Consider the following 24,938-nt stretch of genomic DNA (forward strand, 5'->3'; position numbering starts at 1 on the left):
CGCCGCGCCGCTCGCGCGCATCCGCGGGCGGCCGTCGCGACAGCCGATCTCTGGCAGCCGCTCCCACTGGCCGACGCCTCGGCCGACGCGCTACTGACGGTCTTCGCGCCCCGGAACGCGCCGGAGATGCGGCGGGTGCTGCGATCGGGCGGCATCGCCGTGGTGGTGACTCCACGCGAGCGGCACCTCGCTGAGATCCGTGAACGGTTCGGGATGCTCGGCATCGACGCGGGCAAGGCCGAGCGGCTCGAGGAGCAGCTCACGGGGTTCATGCTCGCCCGGCGGGACGAGATCGATCACCCTGTCGAGATGACAGTGCCCGAGCTGCGCGCCGAGGTTCTGATGGGGCCGAGCGCGCACCATCTGGATCCTCGGGCGCTGGACGCGGCACTGGCTCAGCAGGACGGGACGACGACGGTGACCGTCGCGGTGACCGTCTCGAGGTTCGTCAGGGCCTGATTCCCGCGCGACGGGACGAGCCCCCGGGCACAGGACCTGGATCCAGCGCCCGGAGGCTCGTCGCCCGGCGGCGCCGCGCTCATGCGGCGTCCGTCGCGCGAGCGACCGGCTCTAGAAAGCCTCTGTGCCGAAGTGGATCCAGTAGCCGGCATTCTGTGTGAGCGTGTTCGAGAAGCCCGAGTGCACGGTTGCGCCGTTGATGCGGATGGCTCCCGGAGGGTTCGGCAGCCTCCAGCCCGTGCTGCCGCTGTCTGCCGCAACCTTCGTCCATCGCTGGGGTCCGCCCGGCGCACCGAGGTAGGTGCGCAGGGTCGCCTGATCCGCGAGGGTCCAGCCCAGCCCGAACTGCCGGGTCGAGTTCGCCGCCACACTGGCGGTCGCGGTGAAGACGTAGCGGGTATAGGTCAGGTTGTCGCGCGTGTAGTTGCCCGCGGTGGTCCGGGTCCAGCCCTCGTTGGACTCCGGCGGGTTCGCGACGGTTCGCGCGGGGAGGTCGATCTGGACCTGGATCGTGCCCGTCCAGGTGCAATTCGTGGCGTTCTTGAACGCGTAGTTTGCCTTCATCCGCGACCCCGGAAGAGCGACGCCAATGCCCAGACGATCACCGGAGGAATTGGAGAGCAGTTCTCCGAACCAACCGTCGCTGCTGTCGCGGATGTAGGCGGCACCGGTCGAGGTGATGGACGGAGTGCAGGGGGTCGTAGACGCTGCCGCAAGAGGCGCTGCCGCCACTCCGGCCACGACAGGAACAGTCCAGACCGCTCCTCGCACAATGGAACGACGACCTACTCCGCCCTCGGACGGAACGGACCACCCGTCGTCCAGGCTGATGTCGTGCTTGCCGTCGTCATAGTTCTTCTTCATGTCTTCTCCATAAGGGGATCGGTGCAGGGACAGCTCATATGCTCAGCGGTCCGTGACCGGCACGAGACGTCGGCGGACGATGTCTGGATTTTCCGGTCGAGGTCGTCGGAGTCTCAGGTCGGCGGCAACCCACCCTCCATCGGGGTACTGCATCATGCAGAGGGGATGGGACCGCCCCTCCCGGCCACCACAGTGGTGGACTCCTCCCTGACTGGCGGCTGCGATGCGGGTTCCGGAAGCACGGGCGAGCGGCGATCTCGGCGTCGCTCTCGTGGGCGACGAGGCGGCGGACTGGCTGGTCGGGCAGGGGATGCGGGTGGTGTCTCCGGGCAAGGAGCTCCGGGTTCTCGGAGACCGTCTCCAGATCGGCGATGTCACCGTCCGGCGGCTTTACCACAGTGGGCGCCGAGTGATCAGACAGCCGACCGAGAGCGGACTCCTGCTCTGCATGCTCGTCGATGGAGAGATCGGTCTCGCGTCTCGCGACGAAGAGATGTCGCTGATGAAAGGCGAGGGATACCTCTCGGTAGAGAAAGAGGACCACACCGTGATCAGCGAGTCCTCCTACGGAGTCGTGGAGGTCGAAGTCAGCGCACTGTTCAGCAGTCGGTTCGGAGTGCCGATCCCCGCGAGAGTGACGAGGATCGAGCAGGACAGCGGCAGTCTGCGCATCCTTCTCGCCACGGTGATCAGCACCCTCAACGCAGCCTCCACGCTCACCGCGTCGAGCTGGGGTCATCTGGCCGGGTGCATCGAGAGCGCTGCAGCCGCGGTCGTCAGCGAGTGCGGGCCGTCGCTCGCGCAGGGTACTCCCACGGTGGTCGGCCGCCTCCTGGCCAGGGCCGACGCGGTGCTGCGCACGCACTACGCCGACGAGAGTTTCGGGGTGGGAGCCCTGGCCGAGATTCTGGCGGTGTCGACGAGCAGCCTCCACGCAGCCTTCTCGATGATCGGCACCACGCCGATGCGCGAGCTGCGGCGCGTGCGGGTCGACGCCGCCCTCCGGATCCTCGGTCGGCGCTCCGAGGTGCGCCGGGAGGACGAGGAGGAGGCGGCGAGGCTCGTCGGCTTCTCCTCGCGACGGGCGCTCGTGGCAGCGAGGCGAGCCGTCGACGCGGAGGAGCGGATCGAGTCGCTCCCTCATCGATCGGCGCTCTGACGCTCGGTCAGAGACTCTCGCGGAGGCGCTCCTGGTCGACGACGGCCGCACGGTCGGCGAGGCGGCGGAGTCCCGCGAGGGGCTGCGCCATCCGGTGGTTGCCGCGGAGCACCGGCTCGACACGGTCGAGGAACGCCCAGTACCCCGCGGTCACCGGGCAAGCGTTCTCGCCCAGGCGCACCTTCGGGTCGAAGCGGCAGCCTCCGCAGTAGTCCGACATCCGGTCGATGTAGGCGCCGCCCGAGGCGTAGGGCTTCGTCGCGACGACTCCGCCGTCGGCGTACTGCGACATACCGATCACGTTGGCCGGCATCACCCATTCGGTGCCGTCGACGAAGACATCGACGAACCAGTCGCTGAGCGCAGCCGGATCCCAGCCCCGCTGGAGGCCCCAGTTCCCCAGAACCATCAGTCGCTGGATGTGGTGCGCCCAGCCGTGGCGCCGGACGTCGTCGAGCGTCTCGTGCAGGCAGTTCGCCTCAATGCCGCTTGCGTCGAGCGCGAGCAGCTCCTCGGGCAGCGGGGCCGAGGCGCCGAGCGCCCGGCTCCGGCTGCGGTACTCCGGGCCCAGGTGCCAGAACAGGTTCCAGACGTAGTCGCGCCAGCCGAGGATCTGGCGGACGAAACCCTCGGTGGCGGCGATCGGCGCACCTCCCGCGGCGTACTCCGCCTCGGCGGCGTCGATGACGGCACGCGGATCGAGCACGCCCAGGTTCATCGGCGCGCTCAGCAGCGAGTGCGCCATCGTCCAGTCGCCCGACAGCATCGCGTCCTCGTAGGTGCCGAAGTCGCCCAGGCGCGACGAGACGAAGTCGGCGAGCGCCGCCTCCGCCTCCGCGGGCGTCGCGGCGAACCGGCGCGGGCCGTCAGCGCCGACCAGGCGCACAGCGCCCTCGGCCTCCCACCGGGCCAGGTCGGCGCGCACTTCCTCATCGATGTCGTCCTCCTCGGGCCACCACGGGTCGGGCAGACCGAGGCGGGAGGCGCCCTTCGGCGGCGGCTGACGGTTGTCGTGATCGAAGTTCCAGCGTCCGCCCTCCGGCTGGTCACCGCGCATCAGCACACCGGTGCGCTCGCGGCTCCAGCGGTAGAAGTCCTCGAGCAGCAGGCGCTTGCCGCCGCGCGCGAGCGCCCACTCGCGGAAATCCGCCTCCGCCGTGACGAAGCCGCGGCTGGGCAGGATGCTCATCCCCCGTCTTCTGGCGAGGCGCCGGGCTCCCCTGGTGGGCGGATCGACCACCTCGAGGTCGTCGCGGCCGTCGAGAGCCTCGGCGAAGGTCTCGGCGCGGACGTACTCGACGCGATCGCCGAGCTCGCGGCCCCGATGCCGGAGCGACGAGAGGAGCAGCTGCGCTTTGGCCCGGTGTATCGGGCGACGGCCGAAGGCGGCGCGGGCCTCGACGAGGAGCATCGGGCCGCCGTCGTCGAACGCCGGACCGAGCTGGCCGATGACGCTCCAGCGGGTGCGAGGGGGACTGCTCATGCTCGTCACGCTAGGCCGGCCGCTCGGTCGCGGCCAGGAGTTGCGCGGCACGGATGTGCAGGCGCCACGTCTTGCACGCCCGCCCACGATGCAGAAGTGTCGGACCGAGCGCGGTCGATCGGACCGCGCACCGACGCGATGAGGCGAGGAGGCCGACATGGCCCACCACGAAGAGAACCACGAGAACCACGAGACGAACGAGGCAGGCCACGGGCGCCATCTCGCCGATGCCTCGGAGACCGAGGGCGAGTACACCTCGACCGACGGCGTCTCGCACACCGTCAGCGAGGAGGAGGGCAGCTACATCGACACCTCCGAGAACGACGAGGACACCTCGGTGAAGGGCAGCTACGTCGACACCGGCGCGGCCGGCACCGAGGGTGAGGGCGAAGGCGAGTACACCGACAGGGACGAATGACCCGGGCGCTGAGGGCCCGGTCGGAGTCGGCATCCGCGCCGGCCGCGGCCCCTCGGCAGCAGGGCGTCGCTTCAGCCAGGCTTCAGCGGGCGCGCGGCTAGCCTGGGCGCAGACTGCCGAGCCACCGGGAGGACGCCATCCGCATTCTGATCGTCGACGACGAGATCACCCTGCTGCGGGCCCTCGAGACCGGGCTGGAGGCCGAGGGCTTCGCCGTCGACACCGCGGCGACCGGCACCGACGCGCTCTGGTTCGCGCAAGAGGCCGACTACGCCGCCATCGTGCTCGACCTGATGCTCCCCGATGTGAGCGGGTTCCGGGTCTGCGAGCGGCTGCGCGCCTCCGGCGACTGGACGCCGATCCTGATGCTCACCGCCAAGGACGGCGACCTCGACCAGGTCGAGGCGCTCGACACCGGCGCGGACGACTACCTCACCAAGCCCTTCTCGTTCCCCGTGCTGGTGGCTCGGCTGCGGGCGCTGATCCGGCGCGGCGCCACCGAGCGTCCCGCGGTCCGCGTCGTCGGCGACCTGGCGCTCGATCCCGCCTCCAAGCACGTCGAGCGCGCGGGAGTCGCCGTGCCGCTGACGGCGCGGGAGTTCAGCGTGCTCGAGTACCTGGTCTCGCGCGCCGGCGAGGTCGTCTCGAAGCGCGAGGTCCTCGGCGCGGTCTGGGACTTCGACTACGACGGCGACCCCAACATCGTCGAGGTCTACATCCGGACCCTGCGCAACAAGATCGACCGCCCCTTCGGCCGCGACTCCATCAGGACGCAGCGCGGCGCGGGCTATTCGCTGGTGGCCGAGTGAGCAGAGTGAGCAGGCGGACGCTGCGGACTCGGATCACCGCTGCTGCCAGTGCGGTGGTCGCCGCCGCGGCACTGCTCGGGAGCGCGGCGTTCGTCGTCGTGCTCTCGTCGGTCCTCGCGTCGAGTGCCGCCACGGCGGCCGAGGGCGAGGCGGAGCGGGTCGCGGCCCTGGTCGAGCGGGGCGGGGCGGAGGCTGTGCGCGGCTCCGAGGGTCTCGTGCAGCTCGTGACCGATGGGCGCGTCGTGGCCGCCGGCGATGACGCCGACGACCTGCCGCCGCTGGCCGTCTCCGAGCACGACGGCCCGGTCACCGTCGACCTCGCCGAGGACGGACCGGTGGTCGTGGCGACGCAAGAGCTCGACGACGGTTCGCTGGTGGTCGTCGGCGTTCCCGACGAGGCGCGGGCGGAGGCGGTGGCGACGACCGTCGCGCTGCTCGCCGTCGCGGTGCCGCTGCTCGTCGTCTTCGTGGCGGTGGTCTGCTGGGTGGTGGTCGGGAGGGCGCTGCGGCCGGTGGAGCGGATGCGCGCCGAGGCCGAGGCGGTCACCTCCTCCGCCCTCCGCCCTGGACCGCCGCATCGAGGCGCCGGGCTCGGGCGACGAGATCGACCGCCTGGCGCAGACGCTCAACCGGATGCTCGACCGGCTGCAGAGCGGGCAGGAACGTCAGCGCCGCTTCGTCTCCGACGCCTCGCACGAGCTGCGCTCCCCCGTCGCGGCTCTGCGCCAGACCGCCGAGGTGGCGCTCGCGCACCCTGACCGCCTCGACTCCGTTCGGCTCGCCACGACCGTGGCGCAGGAGTCGGTGCGCCTGGGCGGCCTGATCGAGGGGCTGCTGCTGCTCGCCCGGGCCGACGAGGCGCGCCTCGTGGTGACGGCGGCGCCCGTCGACCTCGACGATCTGGCCCTGCTTGAGGTGCGCCGACTGCGCGACTCCGGCGTGCTCGTCGACGCGAGCGGAGTCTCGCCCGTGCAGGTCGTGGCCGACGAGGCCCTGCTCTCACGGGCGCTGCGCAACCTGGTCGACAACGCGGTGCGGCACCGTGTCTCCCGCCTGGCGCTCACCTGCCGGTCCGACGGGGCAGAGGCGGTGCTCGCGGTGGACGACGACGGCCCGGGGATCCCGGACGCCGAGCGCGAGCGGGTGCTCGAGCGCTTCGTGCGACTGGACGAGGGGCGGGCGCGCGACGCCGGCGGATCGGGCCTGGGGCTGGCGATCGTGGCCGGGATCGCGGCGGCGCACGGCGGTCGGGTGATCGTCGGCGGATCGGCGCTGGGCGGGGCGCGTGTCGAGGTGCGGGTGCCGCTGGCCCGGGGCTGAGATCCGGTCAGCGCGCACGCACGATCGGCTCGGGCGCTTCAGGGTGGCTTCAGTGGCCACCGGCGAGAGTGCAGGAGGCGTCGACGAGCGGCGCCGGAACGGAGCGCATCGTGCAGAAGAAGACCAGGATCATCGCGGGGATCGCCGGAGCGGTCGTGCTGATCGGAGCGGGAACGGGCATCGCCTACGCCGCGACCGACGGCTTCGACGGCCGGGAGTCCCTGACCGGCAGCGACCTCGACCGCGCGAGCGAGGCGGCCCTCGCCGAGATCGGCGGCGGCACCGTGACCGCGGCGGAGCGCGACGACGATGGAGCGACCGGCTACGAGCTCGAGCTGCGCGACGAGGACGGCCTCGAGTACGACGTGCGCCTCGATGACTCCTTCGTCGTCGTCGCCGTCGACCCCGACGACGACCGTGCCCGGAGCGACGCCTCCCCGGCCGCCGGCACCGTGGATCCGGACGACCTCACGGGCGAGGACCTCACCCGCGCGAGCGATGCCGCCCTCGCGGCGGTCGGCGCGGGAACCGTCACCGGCGCGGAGCGCAGCGATGACGCCGACCACGCCTTCGAGGTGGAGGTCACCCGAGCAGACGGGACCGACGTGGACGTCGAGCTCGACGCGTCCTTCGCCGTGCTGTCGACGCGGGAGTAGCGTGCGGCGCGGTCAGCCGCGGCCGGGTCCGGAGGAGTCGCCGCCCGCGCCCGGAGCGCTGCCGCCGTTGCCGGAGGAGTCGCCGCCGGTCGCGGGGGCATCACCGTTGCTCCCGGAGGAATCGCCGCTTCTGCCGGGAGCGTCACCGCTGTTCCCCGGAGCTCCGGGCGCCTCCTCGGTCGGCTCGGCGGGCTCGACGGGCTCCTCCGGCGTCTCGACGGGCTCCTCCGGCGTCTCGACGGGCTCCTCCGGCGTGGGCTCGGGGGCGGGCGCCTCCTCCGTTGCGGCCGGAGCGGGCTCCGGATCCTCCTCGACAGGCCCCGTCTCCTCCGGGGTCGTCTGCCCGGGGGCACTGCTCGGAGTCCGGACCGGAGTCGGATCGTCGGCTCCTCCGACGAGCGCGTCGAGGTCGGCGCGAACCGCATCGACCCGCGCCTGCACCGTGGCCGCGCGCTCGGCCGACACCGATCCGCCCGCGAGCGCGGAGTCGAGGGCGCTCTGCAGTCCAGCGAGCTCGGCCAGCGCGCCCGGGTAGTCCTCGGCCGACGCCCTCTCGGCCACGGCCACGACCGCGTCGTCGAGGGTCTGCGCCGTACCCTCGTCGATCCCCTGCGGCGCGGCGGAGCATCCGCTCAGCAGCAGGGCGGAGGCGAGCACGGCACCGGCGGCCCGCAGACGCAGCCGCCTCATGAGCGGATGCTCTCGCGCAGCTGCCGGAGGTGGTCGCCGAGCTCGCCGTCCACCGCGGGCAGCGGAGACTGCGGACCGTCGACGAGGATCACTGCGAGCCCGACCGCCACCGCGATGAGCGCGAGCACCAGGACGAGGAGCCACGGATTCGGGCCTCGGCGTCGAGGGGCAGAGGAGGCCGGCGGCGCGGGATCCACGGGCAGCGCTGTCGTGGCGAGGACCCGGGTGGCGGGGTCCGCTTCACCCGCGTCGATTCTCGTCGTCGAGTCGAGCGGAGCCGTCGGCGTCAGCAGCTCGGTCCGGTCGGAAGCCTCGGCCGGCAGCAGCTGGGTGGCCGGTGCAGGCAGATCCGGTACGACGATCCCCGTCGGCGGGCCGTCTCGGCGCGGGTCGATCAGCCGGCGTGCCGATTCCGCCACCTGGAGCGCGGTCGGCCTCGCCTCGGGCTCGCGCCGGGTCATCGCGGTGAGGAGGGAGGACCACCCCGCGCCGAGCGACTCCGAGACCTCCGGGTCGCGCAGCACCCGGGCGAGCGTGACCTCGATCGCCGACCCGGTGAACGGCCGGCGACCCGTCAACGACTCCAGGAGCACCAGCCCCAGCGAGTAGATGTCGCTCGCGGGGGTGAGCTGGTCGCCGTGCGCCTGCTCGGGACTGAGGTAGGCGGCCGTGCCGAGGAGGGTGCCGGGCTCTGTGATGCGGGTCGAGTCGATGAGCGAGGCGATGCCGAAGTCGGCGAGCTTGGGCCGGAACTCGCGGCTGGTCAGCGGGCTGGGCACGAGGAGGACGTTCGAGGGCTTGACGTCGCGGTGCACGACTCCCGCAGCGTGCACCGTGTGCAGGGCCTCGCCGAGATCGCCCGCCATCGAGGCCACATCGTTCGGCGCGACGGGGCCGGTGGCGAGTCGCTCCGAGAGACTCGGGCCCTCGGCGAGCTCCATCACCATGTAGGCCTGGCCGTTGGTGTCGTCGCCGCCGTCGTGCGCGTCGTACAGGGTCACCAGAGCGGGATGGTTGAGGGCCGCGAGCAGGCGGATCTCGGACGCCTTGCGCTGCAGGTCCTGCGCCTCGTCGATGCCGGGGGAGAACATCTTGAGCGCGACCGAGCGGCCGAGGATCTCGTCGCGAGCGCGGTACACCGTGGCCATGCCGCCGCGGCCGATCAGCTCCTCGATCGTGTAGCGCCGACCGACCGTCGTTCCGACGACGCGGGTCTCGCCTGTCCGGTGGGATGCCACGGGTCCTCCTCGCGGTGCAGCGGCGTGCATGCCGCGCCCCCCGGTGCGACCGTCGTTCCAGGGTAGTACGTCCACTCTGCATGCGCCCGGTCGCACCCGGGGGCGCACCGGGCGGCTGTCAAGCGGGTGCCTCCGTCGCGGCGCCGACGTAGCGTCGGAGGCCCGACGAGAGGCGACGACATGGATCAGGACATCGACCAGGACCGCGCGGAGCACAACGACCAGGGCGCCACCATCGGCGCGCCGGACGGAGCGGCTCCGGCCACCTCCTCCGAGAGCGAGACGATCGAGAAGGACATCTCGGAGTCGCCCGGCAGCGAGCGCGAGACAGAGGCCAAGCAGAACGAGGACCCGGCCGCGAGCCGGACCGAGGTGTCCGGCTCTGCTGAGGTGAACGCCGTCCCCGGCACCGGCGGACCGGACGACGTGGGCGACGTCGAGGTCGACCCCGACGAGGTCTCGCTGAACGGCAAGCCGTTCCCGGGCCACGCCGGCACGACGTAGGGCGGTCGGGAGGCGCGGGGCCGCGCCGCGCCCCGTTCTCAGCCCTGCACGGGCGGGACGGTCGGCGTGGCGTCCGACGGCGGCCGCATGATCGGCGGTCGCGTGAACTGGTCCTCCCACTTCGGGAACGGGACGACCGTCCCAGGTGGCGAGGCAGCCAGCGCAATCGTCGCACTTCGACCGCCGATTGCGAGAATCAAGTCGGGCGCATCGTTCGACCAGAACAACTCGCTGAAAATCCTCAGCGAATACCGACCATTCTCCCGCACCGTCCACGCCACCCGATATCCGTCACCGGTAATGCCCCAGATATCGTGATCACCCGACAAGTCCCGGACATAGTAGTCCCAACCCTTCTCCTCGAAATACCGACGCATCGGCTCCACACCCACCTCATCACCCGACCCACCCGGCACATCCTGAAGTCGGCTTGCCAACAGGTAATAGCTGTTCGCGCCGGTCGCCCCGGGGAGTGGCCCGCCGACGCCTCCGGAAGCACCCGACCACGGAACCCGGTCACCCCCGAGCCAGGTCCACTCCCCGTCACTGATCCGCAGCTGCGCCTCCCGCAACAACTCCTCCACACGCGCATACCGCTCCGCGACCAGAGCGAACTCCTGCTCCTGACTGAGACGCGCGACCTCCGCCCGCGTCAGACCGCCCGCATCCCTCACATCCCGCTCCACTCCCACACCACACCCGACAACCATCACCAGCACCACCACCGCGAGCCCAATGGCCCACCATCGTCGCCCCCACCCCGTCATGGCTTTCCTCCGACCGCGATACGGGCAATCGACCCCATCGTGGTGGAATCGGGCGAGAGGTATCCGACGGCCCCGCCCGATTGATCGGGAGCCATGTCGTGGGTCGTCACCGCGCGCGTGCCCTGGCCTGCTTCGGACGAGAAGACCTGCACGCCGGAGACGTCGCGGGGATCCGTTCGCGTGGGGCCGGCGAAGAATCGACCCCAGAAGGCGGTGCCGTCCGCCCTTGCCTCCGTGGCGTGCACCTCGTCGACATTCAGGCTCGCGACCTCGATCCCCCTGAGGAAGCCTGGCGAGCCGTACGCGACGACATCGTCGATCCGATGCTCGGTGAGCTGCAGTGCGCTGGCGACGAGGGTCGACCCGTAGGAGTGGGCGATGACCGTCACCCGATCGGGCGGGCTGTCGCGCCGAGAGTCGTAGACCCCATCCAGAAAGGTGGCGAAACGGTCAGCACCGGAGGCCGCCCGGTCCATGTTGGGCACCTCGGGGAACGACGGCGCCCGATAGCCGAGCCAGGCGACGACGGCTGTGGGTCCGCCGCCTTGGTACATCGTCGCCGATCGCAGATCAGTCGCCGCGTTCAGATTCCCTTCGATTCCGTCGAGCGTCGTCCCCGCACCGGGCACATTGGCGAGCACCGTCGACGCGGTGTCGAGGTCGCCGATCGAGACGGCGGCGGTCAACATGCTGTCATCGGATCCGAACCCGATCAGCTGGGCGACGGTGCCTCCGAGCCGTGCCTGTCCATCGGCCCTGGCCAACCCCGCCACTAGAGCGTCCACCTGCCGCTCGAACTCCTCCAGCGACGGCCCGTCGGGAGACGCCAGTCCCATCGCGCTCCGCACCCCGCCGGGTCGGCGACCGCATCGGCGAGCAGCGAACGAGAGGCGACGTCTCGGGCGACGGCCGGCAGCCCGTCGAGGCCCGCAAGACCGACACGTGTCGCCAGAAGCAGCGCAGCGATGTCCTCCGGCGCGAGATCCAGCCGGGCCCACTCCGCCGCCACCGCGGCCGAATCCAGGCTCGGCTCCAGCAGCCGCAGCAGAACGGGTGGCGTGTGGGAGGAGGCGCGCGCATCGAGCGCGGTGTCGGTCAGACCTGCACCGCCCGCCAGCTCGAACGCGTCAGCGATCCGCTCGGCCCAGTTCGCGTCCTCGGCGAGCGCGACGAGGAAGGCCTCGAAGCCGGCCAGGACGTCGGCCTGCTCGATCTGCGCCCACCAGCAGTCCTCAAGGAAATGGTGCCAGGACGACGTCAGCAGGACGAGCGGGTCGGCCGCCTCGTCGACGAGCGCGCGGACTCCTCCGGCGAAGAGCCGGAGACGGTCGGGGTCGGCCGAGCTGCGCGCGCGGGTCGGCGAACCGCCGCAGTACCGGAACCGCGGCCGAGGGGCGAAGCTGGCCACGATCGGCGTAGGGATGATCGGTTCGGTACTCGGGCGCGGGTCGACGAGCTGCTCCAGGTTCCGCATCGACGCCAGGAGCGGATCGGCCGCGTCGCGCCGCCGCTGGGCCTCGCGCTCCTGCCACTCGGCGAGCTCACGTCGGCGCCGACTCTCGCGGTCGGCCTGACCCGCGACCAGAGTCACCTGCGCCGCCAGCTCGCGCAGCTCGTCGACGAGCCGGTGCCGATCGCCCACCTCGGCCTCGACGTTGTCGTGGAACATCCGCGAGTACGCTCCCGAGAAATCGATCATCGCCTCCTCGACCATCGCGCTCCTCGACGCGAACTGAGCGTCGAGCACGTCCGCCCCCGCTCGCAACCGAGCGCAGAGCGTCTCGGCTGTCTCTGCGTCGAACATCACGATCGACACGGCATCCATCACTCGCGACCTTCCCCTCACCGTCACGCACCGCTGAGGATAGGTCGACGCCGCACCGCGCTGCCGACGCTGGCGTCGAACACCACCTCCCGATCGCCGGATCAGGACCGAGGGGAGCCATCGGATCCCCTCGAGCAGCGAGGAGGCAGGACGCCTCAGCCGACCGGCGTGAGCAGCCCCGGGTCGCGGCGGTCGACCGTGCGGGAGTCGTTGACGCGACGGTCGACCCGATGTGCCGTGAGGGTCGCCGCCACAGCGACCGAAACCCGGTCGAGAGCCGCGAGCATCTCCTCCGTCGACGCGAGCGGAGCCGGATCCAGCCACTCCTCGCGGACGTCCGGAGTGAGGAACACGGGCATCCGCTCGTGCACCTCGCCGGAGGCGTCGCGGGCCTCGCGCGTGATGATCGTGAACGAGAGCCGCCAGTCGTCGCCCTCCCTGCGGGCGGCGTAGAGACCCGCGGCGGCGAGGATCGGCGCATCGCCGTGCACGAACCACGGCTGCTTGCCGTCGGCCCGCGCCTCCCACTCGTAGTAGCCGCGCATCGGGACGATAGCGCGCTGCTTCGCGAAGGCACCGCGGAAGAGTCCGTTTGCGGCGACCGACTCGAGGCGTGCGTTGATCGGCGACGGACCCCTTCCCTTCGACCACGAGGGGGTGAAGCCCCAGGAGGCGAGCTCGAGCTCACGCTCGACCGCACCGTCGTGCAGGCGCTCGCGCACGATCGGGGCACGGTCGGTCGGGGCGACGCTGAAGTCCGGAGCCCAGTCCTCGGCGCGCCCGCCCGCGGCGACGAACTCCTGGATCAGCTCGTCGGTCTCGGAGTCCATCGCGAATCGGCCGCACATGCGGGACACGCTACGCCGCAGCGCCGGTGGCCGCCCTCTTCGAGGGCGCGGACTCCGCTCAGGGTGCGACGCGCTCCTTCGCCGACCAGAACCGCATCAGGCGCCGGCGAGGAGCGAGCCCAGCGTTCCCGCGGCGAGATCGCCGAGGGTGTCCTCGTAGCCCACGAAGATGGCGGAGTCGATGAAGCGGTGCCCCGCCCACTCCCCCCACTCCCACAGCACGCCGGCCGTCGTGCCGAAGCAGGCGCACAGGACGATCGCCGGGGCGAGCGGCCCGCGCTCACCCGAGACGGCCGGCACGACTCCCGCCCGCGCCGCCACGAGGAAGGCGACGGCCGCGACCAGCCCGTTCAGCACGAAGTGCACCACCAGGTCCCAGCCTGCCCAGGCCTCGTAGAGACCGAGGACGCTGCTCCACGAGGCGACGAGCAGTGCAGCGCCGAACGCCGTATCGAGCGCCGGGCGGATTCCGAGGAACCGCGGGAGCACCAGCCCGATCGCGGCCAGCGCCAGAACGGCGACGTCGACCAGACCCCAGCCGATCCAGGCCGCCACGATGCTCGCCGCTCCAGCGCAGCGCACCGCGTCCGCCAGCCATTCGCCGCGCGTGCGCGGAGGCTGGAGGAAGGTGGCGACGAGGACGGAGCCGCTCACGGATTCGTGAAGCGCAGCACAGCCTGGACCGGCTCGTGGTCGGAGGGGGCCGCCTCGTCGTACCGGACCGCGTTGATCCCCGCCGAGACGACCTCGAAGGCGCCCTCGGTGACCATCAGCCAGTCGATCCGACGCCCCTCCGCCGGCGCCCGATAGTTGGAGTAGGTGCCCCACGACGGGGTGAGGCGGCGCTCGGCGGCGACCCAGGAGTCGGCGAGCCGGCCCTCCTCGACGAGCGCGCGGTAGGGCGCGGTGTCGACATCGGTGTTCGTATCGCCCATGACGATCGCCGGACGGCCGAGCGCCAGCACCCGCTCCGCGAGCAACTCGGCCGAGCGCAGCCGGGACTGCCGCGAGAGGTGGTCGAAGTGGGTGGCCACGACCGTCAGTTCGCGGCTGGTCGCGTGGTCGGTGAGCTCGGCGATCACCGCGGTCCGGGGTATTCGGTTGCCCCAGCTGCGCGAGCCGGCGACATCGGGAGTCTCGGAGAGGGCGATCTGCGTCCAGTGCCGCACGGCGAAGCGACTGCGGTCGATGAAGAGCATCACGCGCTCACCGCTCCGGTCGGGATCGCGGCCGAAGCCCATCGCCTCGAAGGAGGAGCCGAGGGTCTCGTGTACGACGGCCGATTGGTCGGGCAGCGCCTCTTGCACGGCGAGGATCGAGGGGCGCTCCTGCTCGAGGACTCTCTGTACGAGCGGCCTGCGGCGCTCCCACTGATCGACGGCGCGAGAGGTGAGGCGCGGCATCCTCCGACGGATGTTGTACGTCATCACGTGCAGGTCGGGCGCCTCGGTCGGGCCGATCAGAGGCGTCGGGACGATCATGCGACCAGCCTACGGGGCGGCTCGGCGTGATCCGGAGATGTGCGCTGACGGCTCTCGACGGCCCTAGTGTTCGAGCATGCCCCTCTCACCCGCACTCGCTGCGCTCGCCGACGCCTCCTTCGTCTCGCTGACGACCTTCCGGAAGACTGGCGCCGGCGTCTCGACCCCCGTCTGGATCGCGCGCGACGGCGACGGGTTGATCGTGACCACACCGCGCCGGAGTGGCAAGGTGAAGCGCCTCCGCAACGACCCTCGAGTGACGCTGGCGCCGTGCGACCGGCGTGGTCGGGTCGCCGAGGGTGCGGCCGTCGTGGAGGCGAGCGCCCGGATCGACGCCGACCCACGCGAGGTCGAGCGCCTCGGCCGCGTGTTCCTGGCGAAGTACCGGCTCGAGTACCGCGTGTTCCTGCTGATCGAGCGCCTCGTCACCCGGGGCGACCGCACCCGCGTGATGCTGCGCGTGACGGACCACTGAGCCCCCTCGCCGCGCGGCGAACGACGGTGCTCCTGCGCGCCGTGCGGCCGCTCATCGGGCCCGTCCCGGTGACGCGCCGCCGCCGGGCCGGCTCGAGCACCCGCTCGGCGACGATCCGGCAAGCAGGTCACGCACCGCTCGAGCGGGAGCGACGGCCCGCCGATCCGATCGGCGGAACGACGGAGGGCGGGACCGGCTGGTCCCGCCCTCCGTCGTTCGATGCCCTACTCCGAGGGCTCCTCCGGCTCTCCGCCGGACACGGTGTCGGTGTCGCCACCACCGGACGAGGTGTCCGTCCCGGTGCCGTCGGGGAGTTCCTCGGTCTTCTCGGTGTCCTCACCCGTGGTGCGGTCGCTGCTCATGGCGCTCTCCCTTCCCGTCGGCGCTCTGCCGACCCTCCCACTCTGCACCGCGAACGTCCGGCTGGGCAGGGGGTGGCGGAGGCGGCTCCGCCGTGACGGATCGCCGCCTACTCCTCGACGACGATCGTGGTGATGACCGGATTGCGGCGGTGACGGCGGGTCAGCCAGCGGCCCAGAGTGCGGGTGATCAGCTTCTCCATCGCCTCGCGGTCGGTCGGCGAACCGGCGGCCTGCAGAACCGCCTCGTCGATCGCCTTGCTCGCGTTCGCCTTCCAGCCCGGCTCCTCGACGAAGCCGCGGGTGAAGAACTCGACGGGCTCGCCGAGAGTGCCACGGTCGACGTCGACGATGGCGAGGACGGTGATCGCCCCCTCCTCGGCGAGGACGCGGCGGTCGAGCATCGCGTCCTCGGTGGCGACTCCCATCGTGGTGCCGTCGACCAGGATGTGGTCGGCCTCGATGCGGCCGCTCATGCGGGCACGCCCCTTGACCAGGTCGATCGAGACGCCGTCCTCGATCACGAAGACATCCTTCTCGTCGATCCCGGTGCGGGTCGCGATGGCCGCGTTCGCGGTGAGGTGGCGCCATTCGCCATGCACAGGCAGCACCGCGGTGGGGCGCAGGATGTTGTAGCAGTAGGCGAGCTCGCCTGCGCTGGCGTGACCCGAGACGTGCACCTTGGCGTTGCCCTTGTGCACGACGGTCGCACCCCAGCGGGTGAACGCGTTGATGATCCGGTAGATCGCGTTCTCGTTGCCGGGGATCAGCGAGCTGGCCAGCAGCACGGTGTCGCCGGGGCCGATGTCGATGATGTGGTCCTTGTTGGCCATGCGCGAGAGGGCCGCCATCGGCTCCCCCTGCGAGCCGGTGCAGATCATCACGATCTCGGTGGCGGGCAGCTTCTCGAGCACCTTCATGTCGACGACGAGGCGGCCGGGATCTTGAGGTAGCCGAGGTCGGCGGCGATTCCCATGTTGCGCACCATCGAGCGGCCGACGAAAGCGACCTTGCGGCCGTGGCGGTGCGCGGCGTCGAGGACCTGCTGGATGCGGTGCACGTGGCTCGCGAAGCTCGAGACGACGATGCGGCGCGGCGCGGTGCGGAACACCTGGTCGATCGCGGGGGCGAGGTCGCCCTCCGAGATCGCGAAGCCGGGCACGTCGGCGTTGGTGGAGTCGACGAGGAAGAGGTCGACGCCCTCGTCGCCGAGCCGGGCGAAGCCGGGGAGATCGGTGGTGCGCCCGTCGAGCGGGAACTGGTCCATCTTGAAGTCGCCCGTGTGCAGCACGAGGCCGGCCTCGGTGCGGATCGCGACGGCGAGCCCGTCCGGGATCGAGTGGTTCACGGCGAGGAACTCGAGGTCGAAGACGCCGGCGTCGACGCGGTCGCCCTCCTTGACCGGGCGGGTGCGCGGAGTGATCCGGTGCTCGGTGAGCTTCGCGGTGATCAGTGCGAGGGTGAAGGTCGAGGCGATGATCGGGATGTCGGCCCGCTCCTTCAGCAGATACGGCACGCCCCCGATGTGGTCCTCATGGCCGTGCGTCAGAACGATCGCCTCGATGTCCTTCAGGCGCGAGCGGATTGCGGCGAAGTCGGGGAGGATCACGTCGATCCCGGGCTGGTTCTCCTCGGGGAAGAGCACGCCGCAGTCGACGATGAGCAGCTTGCCCTTGTGCTCGAAGACGGTCATGTTGCGGCCGATCTCGCCGAGGCCGCCGAGCGGAGTGATCCGCAGGGCACCCTTCTCGAGGGGCTTCGGCTGGGGGAGCTCGAGGTGGTGGCGGGCGGGCTTCTGGGATCTCGTGGTTCTCATGCGGTGCTTTCCGGAGGGAGTGGCTGGACGCGCGCGCTCGGGCGCAGGGGTCCGACCGCGCGCCCGGGTGGGCCGCGGTGATGTGTCGCTCCGGCGTGATCATGCGCGTCCGGGAGCGGGTGGAGGTGTGCGGGACGGGACCGGTCGGCCGCTCTCACGCGGGAGGAGCCGTCCGTTCGGCGCGCACGTGCGCACCGACCGTCCTGTACAGCATGCCAGCAGTTCCCTGGATCGCGCGTGCGCAGCGCACCCTCCGCGCTGAAGAGCGCCTCCGCGTCGACGACACCCTCGGCGCACGGAGAGGGCCCGCCGTCCGCGGAGAGAGCCCTCGGCGCACGGAAAGGGGAGAGCGGGAACCCGCCCTCCCCCGACTCCCCCCGGTCGCGCTCGCTCTGTCCTGACGAGGCGTGCGCGGGGATCCCGGAGCGTCAGTCAGCCGGATCGGCCTCCGAGGAGGCCGTCGTGCGGGCGCGGTTCGTGAGATCGTCGAGCGCTTCGAGATGCCGCGCGAACGCCGACCGCCCGGCCGGGGTGAGGCTGAGCCAGGTGCGCGACCGGCGGCCGATGTGGCCCTTGCGGATGCGGGCGTAGCGACCTCTTCGAGGTGGGTCGCGGCCTTCGAGAGGGCGGAGGGCGCTGTGCCGGTCGCCTGGGCGATGATCGCGAACTCCGCTTCGTCGCACCCGGCGAGGAACGCGGCGACCTTCAGCCGGGGAAGGCTGCTGAACACCTCGTCGACGACCGCCTCGGCCTGGCCGAGGGCGCCGCTCATCGCTTCCACCAGAGGTGGAGGCGGTTGGCGTGCTCGAGCGCGAAGGGGACGACGATGGCCAGCCACACCCCGACCGCAGAGGCCGGGCCGAGCGTCAGGGCCACCAGCCACAGCGCGAGCATGACGACCAGCACGAGCGGCGTCACCGCCCAGTAGCGGATCCGCGCGAGCCGGCCGTCGCGTGGGATCACTCCGTTGACCCGCCAGGACGCCAGGAGGAACGGGAAGGAGGCCGCGTTCAGCGTGAGCACCACGACTCCGACGAAGGGGACGAACCAGCCGACGACGACGCCGACCGTCACCACCCCGACACCGAGGAGGAACAGGAGCGTGCTGAAGACCGCGTACCAGCGCGGGATGCCCCGGTGGTTCTCGGCCTGCCTGGTGAGGGTGGCGGCGACGGTCAGTGCCGCGGCTCGATCTGTCGATGCGTTCATGGTTTCACCGTAGCATGCTGTTTCCATTTGGAAACAACATGCCGGGTTGTCTCTCAGGTTGGCGCCCGATCTCAGCCGAGCGGGCGCTCCGCCTGGGCGAGCACACCGGTCAGGACCGGGCGCGTGGCGAGGAGGGAGAGTCGCACGAGAGCCACGCCGGCGACCAGGCAGGCGATGATGACGACGACCGACAGGGGAGCGATGACGGTCGCTAGTCCCAGGAGGGGCAGCACGATGATCGCGCCGAGCAGCGACGAGCCGACCGTCACGAACACGAGCGGAGACATCACGGCGCGGACCCTGGCGGCGTCCATCGTCGCGACGGGCGCCCCCATCCGGTCGAGGCTCACGTAGAGGTCGCGCCGGTCGAGCACGGCGGCCGCCTGACCCACTCCCACCGAGCAGGCCACCATGAGGAAGGACGCGAGAAGCGTGCTGAAGATGCCGGTGCGGAAGTCGTCAACGAACGTCGGCTCCCACGACGACGACCCGATCGAGTCCATCAGAGCGAGGCCGCCGCCTCCGACGACCGCGATGAAGCTCGTCATCGCGATGCCGCCGACCAGGCGCCACGCAGCCTTCGGCGACTCGAGGATGCTGCGGGCCGCGAGGAGCGACTCGGCGGTCTTCGCCACCCGGAGGCGACGGCGGGCGAACAGTGCGATCGCCCACGGGCCGATGATCCCGAGCACGCCGACCGCCAGCCCGAAGGCGACGACGATCACGGCGATGCCGGCACCGGCGCCGCCGGCCACGGCCGCGAGGAAGGCGACGACGATCAGGACGACGCCGAGGACCGGGCGGATCCACGAGACACGCGCTGCCTGCTGCCTCTGCCGGACGCCCAGGGGCGAGACGACGACGGACCGCAGCCCGATCGCCGCACTCACGGCCGCCAGGAGCGCCACACCACCGAGGACTCCGAGGATCCCGAGCGGCCCGGCCCAGAGCGCGGTCGGTCCGAACGGAGCACCGTGGAAGTGGATGAGGCCGAGGAGCGGCGTGGTGACGGCGTGGAGCACGATGCCCCCGAGCGCCCCGACCACGGCGAGCGCCGTCGACTCGATCACGGTGATGAGGGCGACGGTCCTCGCCGTCGCTCCGAGCAGCCGCAACGTCGCGAGGCGGTCGTCGCGGCGCCGCGCAGAGAGCCGGGCCGCCGCTCCACCGAGGGTCGTGAGGGGGACCAGGAGGAGCGCGAGCATGATCAGGGTGAAGTCCTGGAACATCACCCAGTACTCGTCGTCCGAGCCCCAGAAGTACCGGAGCGCGCCCACGGTCGTCATCATCAGCGCCGACGTGACGGCGAAGGCGACGATCGGCAGGACGACGGTGGCGGGAGTGGCAGCGCTCGGGCGCGCGAGCATCCACGTGATCAGGAAAACGGGGGCGCGTCCGTGCGAGGGTCGCGAGGTCTCGGGGGCGAGCGTGCTCATCGTCCGTCCTCCTGAGCCGCCGCGCCGGCGCCGGAACCGGAGGCGGCCTGCGCTCCCGGTGCAGCGGAGTCGCCGACGATGCGGCCGTCCGAGACCTGCACGATGCGGGAGCAGCGGGCGGCGACCCTCTCGTCGTGGGTGACCACCACGAGCGTGCGTCCCTGGCCCACGGTCGAGCCCAGGAGCGCCTCCATCACGCTGGCACCGGTGGCGGAGTCGAGGGCGCCTGTCGGCTCGTCGGCGAAGATCACCGAGACGCCGCCGACCTGCGCACGGGCGATCGCGACACGCTGCGCCTGGCCTCCGGAGAGCTCGCCGATCCGCCGCTTCTCCATTCCCTCGAGGCCGAGCACCGCGAGCCACTCGGCGGCCCGGACCTCGGCGTCCGAGCGCCGAGCGCCGGCGAGCAGGAGCGGAAGGGCCACGTTCTCGACAGCGGTGAGCTCGGGGACGAGGAGCCCCTGCTGGAAGACGAAGCCGAAGGCCTCCCGGCGCAGGCGCGAGCGCTCGCCGTCGGACAGCGCCGTCAGATCGACCGGGCCGCTCGGGCTCTCGAAGCGCACCGTCCCGGAGTCGGGACGCTGGATCGCGGAGAGGCAGTGAAGAAGGCTGGACTTGCCGGATCCCGACGCGCCCATGACGGCGACCGACTCCCCCCGGTGGATCGTCAGGTCGACTCCGTCGAGGGCGGCGGTCGAGCCGTACCGCAGGACGAGCGACGAGGCGTGGAGGAGTGGATTCTGCATGCCTTCAGCCTGGCCGGGCGCACTGCCGGCCGCATCGCCCGCTCGGATCATCGGGGGTCATCCCCTGGAGGGTGCGGACGCCCACTCCGGGCGGGCGCCGTCGAGGATCAGCGGCTCGAGAGCAGCTCGACGAACTCGTCGGCCATCGCCAGCTGGACGCGGAGCGCCTCCCGCCGCTCGCGCGCCTGGCCGATGAAGAGCTCGAGCTGAGCGCGCAGCTCCGTCGACGCGTCCTCGCCCTGCTCGTCGAGCGTGTCGATCACGCGCAGCAGAGCGGCCATCTCGTCGAGGGCGAAGCCCAGAGGCTTCATCCGGCGGATGAGGAGGAGGCGGTCGTAGTCGGTCGACGTGTAGAGGCGGAAGCCGCCCTCAGTGCGGCCCGAGGCCGTGACCAGGCCGATCTCGTCGTAGTGGCGCAGCGTGCGGAGGGAGAGGCCCGTCCGCTCGGCGAGTTCGCCGATGTGCATGGTCTCGGTCATGCTCCCCCTCTCGGATCGACCCTTACGTGAGGGTAGAGTCTCACTCGCCGCTGATGCGCCCCTGCAAGCCTGGCATCATCGCTCGCCGTTGCCGACCCGCCACCGCAGACCGTCCACCCTCCTGCTCCCCGTCGAGCACCCCTCCCCTCTGGAGCCGCCGCGATGGCCCCCGCCACGACGTCCCCCGCCCGCTATCGAGCCGAGCCGTCCGTGCTGACGGCCCTGCGCACCCCGCGCATCCTGACCCGCGAGGTGCTCGCCGGCCTCGTCGTCGCGCTGGCCCTCATCCCGGAGGCCATCTCGTTCTCGATCATCGCGGGCGTGGACCCGCGGATGGGGCTTTTCTCCTCCTTCGTGATGGCCGTCTCGATCGCGTTCCTCGGCGGACGGCCCGCGATGATCAGCGCCGCGACCGGCGCGGTCGCCCTGGTGATCGCGCCCGTCGCACGGGAGTACGGGATGGACTACCTCCTCGCGACCGTCGTCCTGGCCGGTCTGTTCCAGATCCTGCTCGGGCTGATGGGAGTCGCGAAGCTGATGCGGTTCATCCCGCGCAGCGTCATGGTCGGCTTCGTCAACGCGCTGGCCGTGCTGATCTTCTCTGCACAGATCCCGCACCTGATCGGGGTCCCCTGGCTCGTCTACCCGCTGGTCGCGATCGGCATCGGCATCATGGTCCTGATGCCGCGTCTGACCAGGGCCGCGCCGGCGCCGCTGGTCGCCATCGTCCTGATCACCGCGGCGGTCGTCGTCACCGCCGTCGCCGTCCCGACCGTGGGCGACCAGGGCGAGCTGCCGCGCAGCCTCCCGGAGCTGCTCGTGCCGAGCGTGCCGCTCACCGTCGAGACCTTCACGACCATCGCTCCCTTCGCGCTCGCCATGGCCCTCGTCGGGCTGCTGGAATCGCTGATGACCGCCAAGCTCGTCGACGACATCACCGACACCCGCTCGCAGAAGACCCGGGAGTCGCTGGGTCAGGGCGCCTCGAACGTCCTCTCCGGCCTGTTCGGCGGCATGGGCGGCTGCGCGATGATCGGGCAGACGATGATCAACGTGAAGGCGTCAGGGGCGCGCACCCGGATCTCGACCTTCCTCGCCGGCGTGTTCCTGCTGGTCCTCGTCGTCGTCCTCGGCGACATCGTGGCCCTCATCCCGATGGCGGCCCTCGTCGCCGTCATGATCATGGTGTCCGTCGGCACCTTCGACTGGCACAGCGTCCGCCCCTCGACGCTGCGGCGGATGCCGATCGGCGAGACCGTGGTGATGGTGGCGACCGTCGCGGTCGTCGTCGCGACCCACAACCTCGCGATCGGAGTCATCGTCGGCGTGATCGCCGCGATGGTCGTCTTCACCCGCCGCGTCGCGCGTGTCGCCACCGTCGATCGCACCCTCTCGGCCGATGGCACGACCGCGCACTACACGGTCACAGGCGAGCTGTTCTTCGCCTCCAGCAACGACCTCACCACGCAGTTCTCCTATGCCGAGGACCCGTCGCGCGTCGTCATCGACCTCTCCGCCTCGCACATCTGGGACGCCTCGACCGTTGCGGCTCTCGACGCGGTGACCACGAAGTACCGGCGCCACGGCACGGAGGCTGTCATCGAGGGCATGAACGAGGCGTCCACCCGGATGCACCGCCGGCTCGCGGGCAATCTGGGTGCGGGGGGCTGACGGGCCTCTTCCGGGCGTACAGTCGCACTACGGGGCGAGCTTGACCGAGCGGCGTCGATGCACGGACGATCCGAGGGCGACCAGCATGATCCGTACCATTATGACTCTGCACGACCGGGCTCTCGGGCTCGAGGAGGGGGTCGACGTCGCCGGCGTCAAGACGTCGATCGAGACCACCCTCCGCAGCGGCGGCGGCTTCGTCGAGCTGGTGGTCGTCGGCAACCGCGCGGTGTCGGTGCTGATCTCGGCGGGCACGCTCCTTCTGATCGATCAGGAGGACGTGGCGGAAGACGACCGCGACGCCCGCGGCGCCGGAGTGTCCTTCGAGGAGATGGTGATCGCCGTCGACTCGCTCTGACGGGGAGCGACGCTTCCGCGGGCGACGGGGCTAGTCCGCGAGCAGGCGCCCGCGCTCCTCGAGCAGCCGGCGCAGATGGCGCGCGAGCACGAGCTCCTCCGCGATCCGGCCCAGCAGCCCGAGCGGAGCAGCGAAGGTCAGCCGGTCGGTCATCACCGAGCCGGCGCAGGGTCCCGCGTCCGCGAAGAGGTGCTCGTGCCGGAACGCGCGGAACGGGCCGCGCGTCTGCTCGTCGACGAAGCGCCGAGGCCGATCGAACACCGTGACGCGGCTGGTCAGCGTCAGCGGCACCCCGACGTGCACGGCCCGCCACGTCACGTCCTCGCCCGGTCCGATCAGGCCGGAGACGACTCCACCGATCGCCCGCTCGCGGGCCCGGGCCTGGGTCGCCTCGTGCAGGCCGATGTCCCGCGCGCGATCGAACAGCTCGAGGGCCGGGCGGTGGGAGCGGGTGACGCACTCGATCGTGACGGGCATGCGCCCATCCTGCTCCTCGCCCCGCGGCACAAGGCCCAGCGAGCCGGGCGCCCCGTCCGCTTGACTAGGGGGATGCGCCGATGGTCGGCGCGTTCGGGAGGCGACATGGCGAATCATCGTTTCGAGCTGCGGTCCGGCCGCGGGATCGGCGTCTCGGCCGCGGGGGATCCCGTCGCCGACCGGCTGGTGGTGTTCTGCCACCCCACCCCCGGAGCGGGCGGCTTCGATCCCGACCCCACCGTCACCGGACCCTGGGGCCTGCACCTGCTGATCCTCGACCGCCCCGGCTACGGCGCCTCCGACCCGGTCGACGCCGCGCACGGGCGGGTCCAGGACCGCGCCGACGACCTCGCCGAGTACCTGCGCCGCTCCGAGCGCACGGCGCGCATGGTCGAGGGCGCGCGATTCGGCAGCGTCGGAGTCGTCGGCTGGGGCTCGGGAGGAGTCTTCGCCCTCTCGCTCGCGGCCCGGCACCCCGACCTCATCGACCGCCTCGCCCTCGTCGGCACCCCGGCGCCGCCCCAGGCCGGCGTCCTGGTGCACCCGACGGGCGCGTGGGAGCGGCGCGAGACTCTCCCGGACGAGGACGCCGCGACGATCGCCGCCTCCCTCCCCACCGCCGAACCGGGACTCGATGCGCTCGGCATCGAGCCCGACGACCCGGTGCTCGCCGGCCACGGCGGGCTCCGCAACCGGCTCGAGCGGATGCTCGGCGAGGGCTGGCGGCAGGGGCCGGGCGGCGCAGCGACCGACCTGGCCGCGCTCCGCGACGGCTCCTGGGCCGACGACCTCGACCGGGTGAGCGCCGACACTCTGCTGGTGCACGGCGACTCCGACCCGGTGGCGAGCGCCGAGGACGGCCGCTGGTACCGCGGGCGGCTCGCGCACGCCCGCACGGCCACCGTCGACGGTGCGGGGCGGTTGGCGCTGGTGCGGGAGTGGCGGCGGATCCTCGACCACGTCGCTCCGCTCGAGCGCGGGGCGGAGGACCGATGACGCGCCCCGCGCTGGGCGCCGGCCCGCGTGTGCTCGTCGCGGCGATGGCCGTCTCGGGGGTGGTGCACCTGGTGCGGCCGCGCGTGTTCGACACCGTCGTGCCACGCGGGATGCCCGGTTCGGCGCGCGGCTGGGTGCTCGTCTCCGGAGCGGCCGAGCTGGCCTGCGCCGCGGCGACCGTACACCCGAGCACGCGTGCGATCGGCGGGGTCGCCTCTGCCGCGCTCATGGCGGCCGTTTTCCCGGGCAACGTGCAGATGGCGAGGGACGCACGCGCCCGCGGTCGCGCGTGATCACGCTGCTGCGTCTGCCGCTGCAGATCCCGCTCGTACTGTGGGGGCTCGAGGCGGCCCGCACGCGCTGACGCCGGGCGCGGCCGGGCGAAGCCTCGGGAG

The 24,938-nt window shown here is 71.7% G+C and carries 29 protein-coding genes and 1 pseudogene; 12 read left to right on the forward strand and 18 right to left on the reverse strand.

Annotated elements, in window-relative coordinates; genetic code table 11:
- A partial coding sequence (locus ACH61_RS17280) for a class I SAM-dependent methyltransferase (RefSeq protein WP_461786694.1) occupies positions 1–459 on the forward strand: 459 nt, incomplete at its 5' end.
- A 111-nt stretch (positions 460–570) separates the two neighbouring features.
- Here the strand turns inward: ACH61_RS17280 and ACH61_RS05680 are convergent.
- Positions 571–1,323: a hypothetical protein gene (locus ACH61_RS05680; RefSeq protein ID WP_068209663.1), complete on the reverse strand. Its 753-nt coding sequence runs from the start codon at positions 1,321–1,323 to the stop codon at positions 571–573.
- Between the two features lie 223 nt (positions 1,324–1,546).
- Here ACH61_RS05680 and ACH61_RS05685 point away from each other — a divergent pair, with 223 nt between their 5' ends.
- Positions 1,547–2,482 (forward strand): helix-turn-helix transcriptional regulator, encoded by a 936-nt coding sequence (locus tag ACH61_RS05685; RefSeq protein ID WP_068209666.1) that lies wholly within the window; start codon positions 1,547–1,549, stop codon positions 2,480–2,482.
- A 7-nt stretch (positions 2,483–2,489) separates the two neighbouring features.
- Here the strand turns inward: ACH61_RS05685 and ACH61_RS05690 are convergent, their stop codons facing one another.
- Positions 2,490–3,965, reverse strand: coding sequence for a cryptochrome/photolyase family protein (locus ACH61_RS05690; RefSeq protein WP_068209669.1), 1,476 nt, complete (start codon positions 3,963–3,965; stop codon positions 2,490–2,492).
- A 157-nt stretch (positions 3,966–4,122) separates the two neighbouring features.
- Here ACH61_RS05690 and ACH61_RS05695 point away from each other — a divergent pair, with 157 nt between their 5' ends.
- From ACH61_RS05695 to ACH61_RS05710, 4 genes are all read left to right on the forward strand, one after another.
- The gene (locus ACH61_RS05695; protein WP_068209672.1) at positions 4,123–4,383 is read left to right on the forward strand and encodes a hypothetical protein; all 261 of its coding nucleotides are present in this window, start codon (positions 4,123–4,125) and stop codon (positions 4,381–4,383) included.
- A 137-nt stretch (positions 4,384–4,520) separates the two neighbouring features.
- Positions 4,521–5,192: a response regulator transcription factor gene (locus ACH61_RS05700; protein ID WP_068209675.1), complete on the forward strand. Its 672-nt coding sequence runs from the start codon at positions 4,521–4,523 to the stop codon at positions 5,190–5,192.
- 255 nt (positions 5,193–5,447) lie between these two features.
- On the forward strand, positions 5,448–6,512 hold the full coding sequence (locus ACH61_RS05705) for a sensor histidine kinase (RefSeq protein ID WP_236713562.1): 1,065 nt from the start codon (positions 5,448–5,450) through the stop codon (positions 6,510–6,512).
- A gap of 110 nt (positions 6,513–6,622) precedes the next feature.
- Positions 6,623–7,168, forward strand: coding sequence for a PepSY domain-containing protein (locus ACH61_RS05710; RefSeq protein WP_158286109.1), 546 nt, complete (start codon positions 6,623–6,625; stop codon positions 7,166–7,168).
- Positions 7,169–7,180: 12 nt separating this feature from the next.
- On the opposite strand, the gene ACH61_RS05715 is transcribed toward ACH61_RS05710, so the two are convergent.
- Together ACH61_RS05715 and ACH61_RS05720 are read right to left on the reverse strand one after the other, a co-directional pair.
- The gene (locus ACH61_RS05715; protein ID WP_068209682.1) at positions 7,181–7,858 is read right to left on the reverse strand and encodes a type 2 periplasmic-binding domain-containing protein; all 678 of its coding nucleotides are present in this window, start codon (positions 7,856–7,858) and stop codon (positions 7,181–7,183) included.
- Entirely contained in the window at positions 7,855–9,096 is a 1,242-nt protein-coding gene (locus ACH61_RS05720; RefSeq protein WP_158286110.1) for a serine/threonine-protein kinase, read from the reverse strand. Before ACH61_RS05720 ends, ACH61_RS05715 begins: the two co-directional genes overlap by 4 nt.
- Before the next feature lie 180 nt (positions 9,097–9,276).
- On the opposite strand from ACH61_RS05720, the gene ACH61_RS05725 reads away from it, so the two are divergent.
- Positions 9,277–9,600: a hypothetical protein gene (locus ACH61_RS05725; RefSeq protein ID WP_068209688.1), complete on the forward strand. Its 324-nt coding sequence runs from the start codon at positions 9,277–9,279 to the stop codon at positions 9,598–9,600.
- A 38-nt stretch (positions 9,601–9,638) separates the two neighbouring features.
- On the opposite strand, the gene ACH61_RS05730 is transcribed toward ACH61_RS05725, so the two are convergent.
- The 6 genes from ACH61_RS05730 to ACH61_RS05755 all read right to left on the reverse strand — a co-directional run bounded on the left by ACH61_RS05730 (position 9,639) and on the right by ACH61_RS05755 (position 14,521).
- The gene (locus ACH61_RS05730; RefSeq protein WP_068209691.1) at positions 9,639–10,367 is read right to left on the reverse strand and encodes a hypothetical protein; all 729 of its coding nucleotides are present in this window, start codon (positions 10,365–10,367) and stop codon (positions 9,639–9,641) included.
- Positions 10,364–11,056, reverse strand: a complete 693-nt coding sequence (locus ACH61_RS05735; protein WP_158286111.1) for an alpha/beta hydrolase — start codon at positions 11,054–11,056, stop codon at positions 10,364–10,366. Before ACH61_RS05735 ends, ACH61_RS05730 begins: the two co-directional genes overlap by 4 nt.
- Positions 11,057–11,139: 83 nt before the next feature.
- Positions 11,140–12,192: a hypothetical protein gene (locus tag ACH61_RS05740; RefSeq protein ID WP_132505016.1), complete on the reverse strand. Its 1,053-nt coding sequence runs from the start codon at positions 12,190–12,192 to the stop codon at positions 11,140–11,142.
- Positions 12,193–12,347: 155 nt separating this feature from the next.
- Positions 12,348–13,040, reverse strand: a complete 693-nt coding sequence (locus tag ACH61_RS05745) for an SOS response-associated peptidase (protein ID WP_068209737.1) — start codon at positions 13,038–13,040, stop codon at positions 12,348–12,350.
- Positions 13,041–13,136: 96 nt separating this feature from the next.
- Entirely contained in the window at positions 13,137–13,694 is a 558-nt protein-coding gene (locus tag ACH61_RS05750) for a hypothetical protein (protein ID WP_068209701.1), read from the reverse strand.
- The gene (locus ACH61_RS05755) at positions 13,691–14,521 is read right to left on the reverse strand and encodes an endonuclease/exonuclease/phosphatase family protein (RefSeq protein WP_068209704.1); all 831 of its coding nucleotides are present in this window, start codon (positions 14,519–14,521) and stop codon (positions 13,691–13,693) included. Before ACH61_RS05755 ends, ACH61_RS05750 begins: the two co-directional genes overlap by 4 nt.
- Before the next feature lie 76 nt (positions 14,522–14,597).
- Between ACH61_RS05755 and ACH61_RS05760 the strand changes: the two genes are divergently transcribed.
- Positions 14,598–14,996, forward strand: a complete 399-nt coding sequence (locus tag ACH61_RS05760; RefSeq protein WP_068209712.1) for a PPOX class F420-dependent oxidoreductase — start codon at positions 14,598–14,600, stop codon at positions 14,994–14,996.
- A gap of 224 nt (positions 14,997–15,220) precedes the next feature.
- On the opposite strand, the gene ACH61_RS17285 is transcribed toward ACH61_RS05760, so the two are convergent.
- The 7 genes and pseudogenes from ACH61_RS17285 to ACH61_RS05785 all read right to left on the reverse strand — a co-directional run bounded on the left by ACH61_RS17285 (position 15,221) and on the right by ACH61_RS05785 (position 21,041).
- Positions 15,221–15,358, reverse strand: a complete 138-nt coding sequence (locus ACH61_RS17285) for a hypothetical protein (protein WP_158286112.1) — start codon at positions 15,356–15,358, stop codon at positions 15,221–15,223.
- A 107-nt stretch (positions 15,359–15,465) separates the two neighbouring features.
- Positions 15,466–17,171, reverse strand: a pseudogene (locus tag ACH61_RS05765) (ribonuclease J).
- Positions 17,172–17,599: 428 nt separating this feature from the next.
- A complete protein-coding gene (locus ACH61_RS16150; RefSeq protein WP_236713563.1) occupies positions 17,600–17,854 on the reverse strand; it encodes a transcriptional regulator in 255 nt (84 codons plus the stop codon).
- An 85-nt stretch (positions 17,855–17,939) separates the two neighbouring features.
- The gene (locus ACH61_RS05770) at positions 17,940–18,380 is read right to left on the reverse strand and encodes a hypothetical protein (RefSeq protein ID WP_068209715.1); all 441 of its coding nucleotides are present in this window, start codon (positions 18,378–18,380) and stop codon (positions 17,940–17,942) included.
- A gap of 71 nt (positions 18,381–18,451) precedes the next feature.
- The gene (locus ACH61_RS05775) at positions 18,452–19,816 is read right to left on the reverse strand and encodes an FtsX-like permease family protein (RefSeq protein WP_068209718.1); all 1,365 of its coding nucleotides are present in this window, start codon (positions 19,814–19,816) and stop codon (positions 18,452–18,454) included.
- The gene (locus ACH61_RS05780; protein WP_068209739.1) at positions 19,813–20,562 is read right to left on the reverse strand and encodes an ABC transporter ATP-binding protein; all 750 of its coding nucleotides are present in this window, start codon (positions 20,560–20,562) and stop codon (positions 19,813–19,815) included. The genes ACH61_RS05775 and ACH61_RS05780 overlap by 4 nt, the downstream gene beginning before the upstream one ends.
- A gap of 107 nt (positions 20,563–20,669) precedes the next feature.
- Entirely contained in the window at positions 20,670–21,041 is a 372-nt protein-coding gene (locus ACH61_RS05785; protein WP_068209721.1) for a MerR family transcriptional regulator, read from the reverse strand.
- 162 nt (positions 21,042–21,203) lie between these two features.
- Here ACH61_RS05785 and ACH61_RS05790 point away from each other — a divergent pair, with 162 nt between their 5' ends.
- Together ACH61_RS05790 and ACH61_RS05795 are read left to right on the forward strand one after the other, a co-directional pair.
- The gene (locus ACH61_RS05790) at positions 21,204–22,712 is read left to right on the forward strand and encodes a SulP family inorganic anion transporter (protein ID WP_068209724.1); all 1,509 of its coding nucleotides are present in this window, start codon (positions 21,204–21,206) and stop codon (positions 22,710–22,712) included.
- 85 nt (positions 22,713–22,797) lie between these two features.
- Complete coding sequence (locus ACH61_RS05795) at positions 22,798–23,070, forward strand: hypothetical protein (protein WP_068209727.1); 273 nt, start codon at positions 22,798–22,800, stop codon at positions 23,068–23,070.
- Between the two features lie 30 nt (positions 23,071–23,100).
- Here ACH61_RS05795 and ACH61_RS05800 read toward each other — a convergent pair whose 3' ends face one another.
- Positions 23,101–23,547 carry an SRPBCC family protein gene (locus ACH61_RS05800; protein WP_068209730.1) on the reverse strand — a complete coding sequence of 149 codons (447 nt, stop codon included), beginning with the start codon at positions 23,545–23,547 and terminating at the stop codon, positions 23,101–23,103.
- 105 nt (positions 23,548–23,652) lie between these two features.
- On the opposite strand from ACH61_RS05800, the gene ACH61_RS05805 reads away from it, so the two are divergent.
- Both ACH61_RS05805 and ACH61_RS05810 read left to right on the forward strand, forming a co-directional pair.
- Positions 23,653–24,543, forward strand: a complete 891-nt coding sequence (locus ACH61_RS05805; RefSeq protein ID WP_068209733.1) for an alpha/beta fold hydrolase — start codon at positions 23,653–23,655, stop codon at positions 24,541–24,543.
- Positions 24,540–24,836 carry a DoxX family protein gene (locus tag ACH61_RS05810; RefSeq protein ID WP_236713564.1) on the forward strand — a complete coding sequence of 99 codons (297 nt, stop codon included), beginning with the start codon at positions 24,540–24,542 and terminating at the stop codon, positions 24,834–24,836. Before ACH61_RS05805 ends, ACH61_RS05810 begins: the two co-directional genes overlap by 4 nt.
- Positions 24,837–24,938: the final 102 nt, after the last annotated feature.

It is taken from the genome of Rathayibacter tanaceti (assembly GCF_001634385.1).
Classification (GTDB): Bacteria; Actinomycetota; Actinomycetes; order Actinomycetales; family Microbacteriaceae; genus Rathayibacter; species Rathayibacter tanaceti.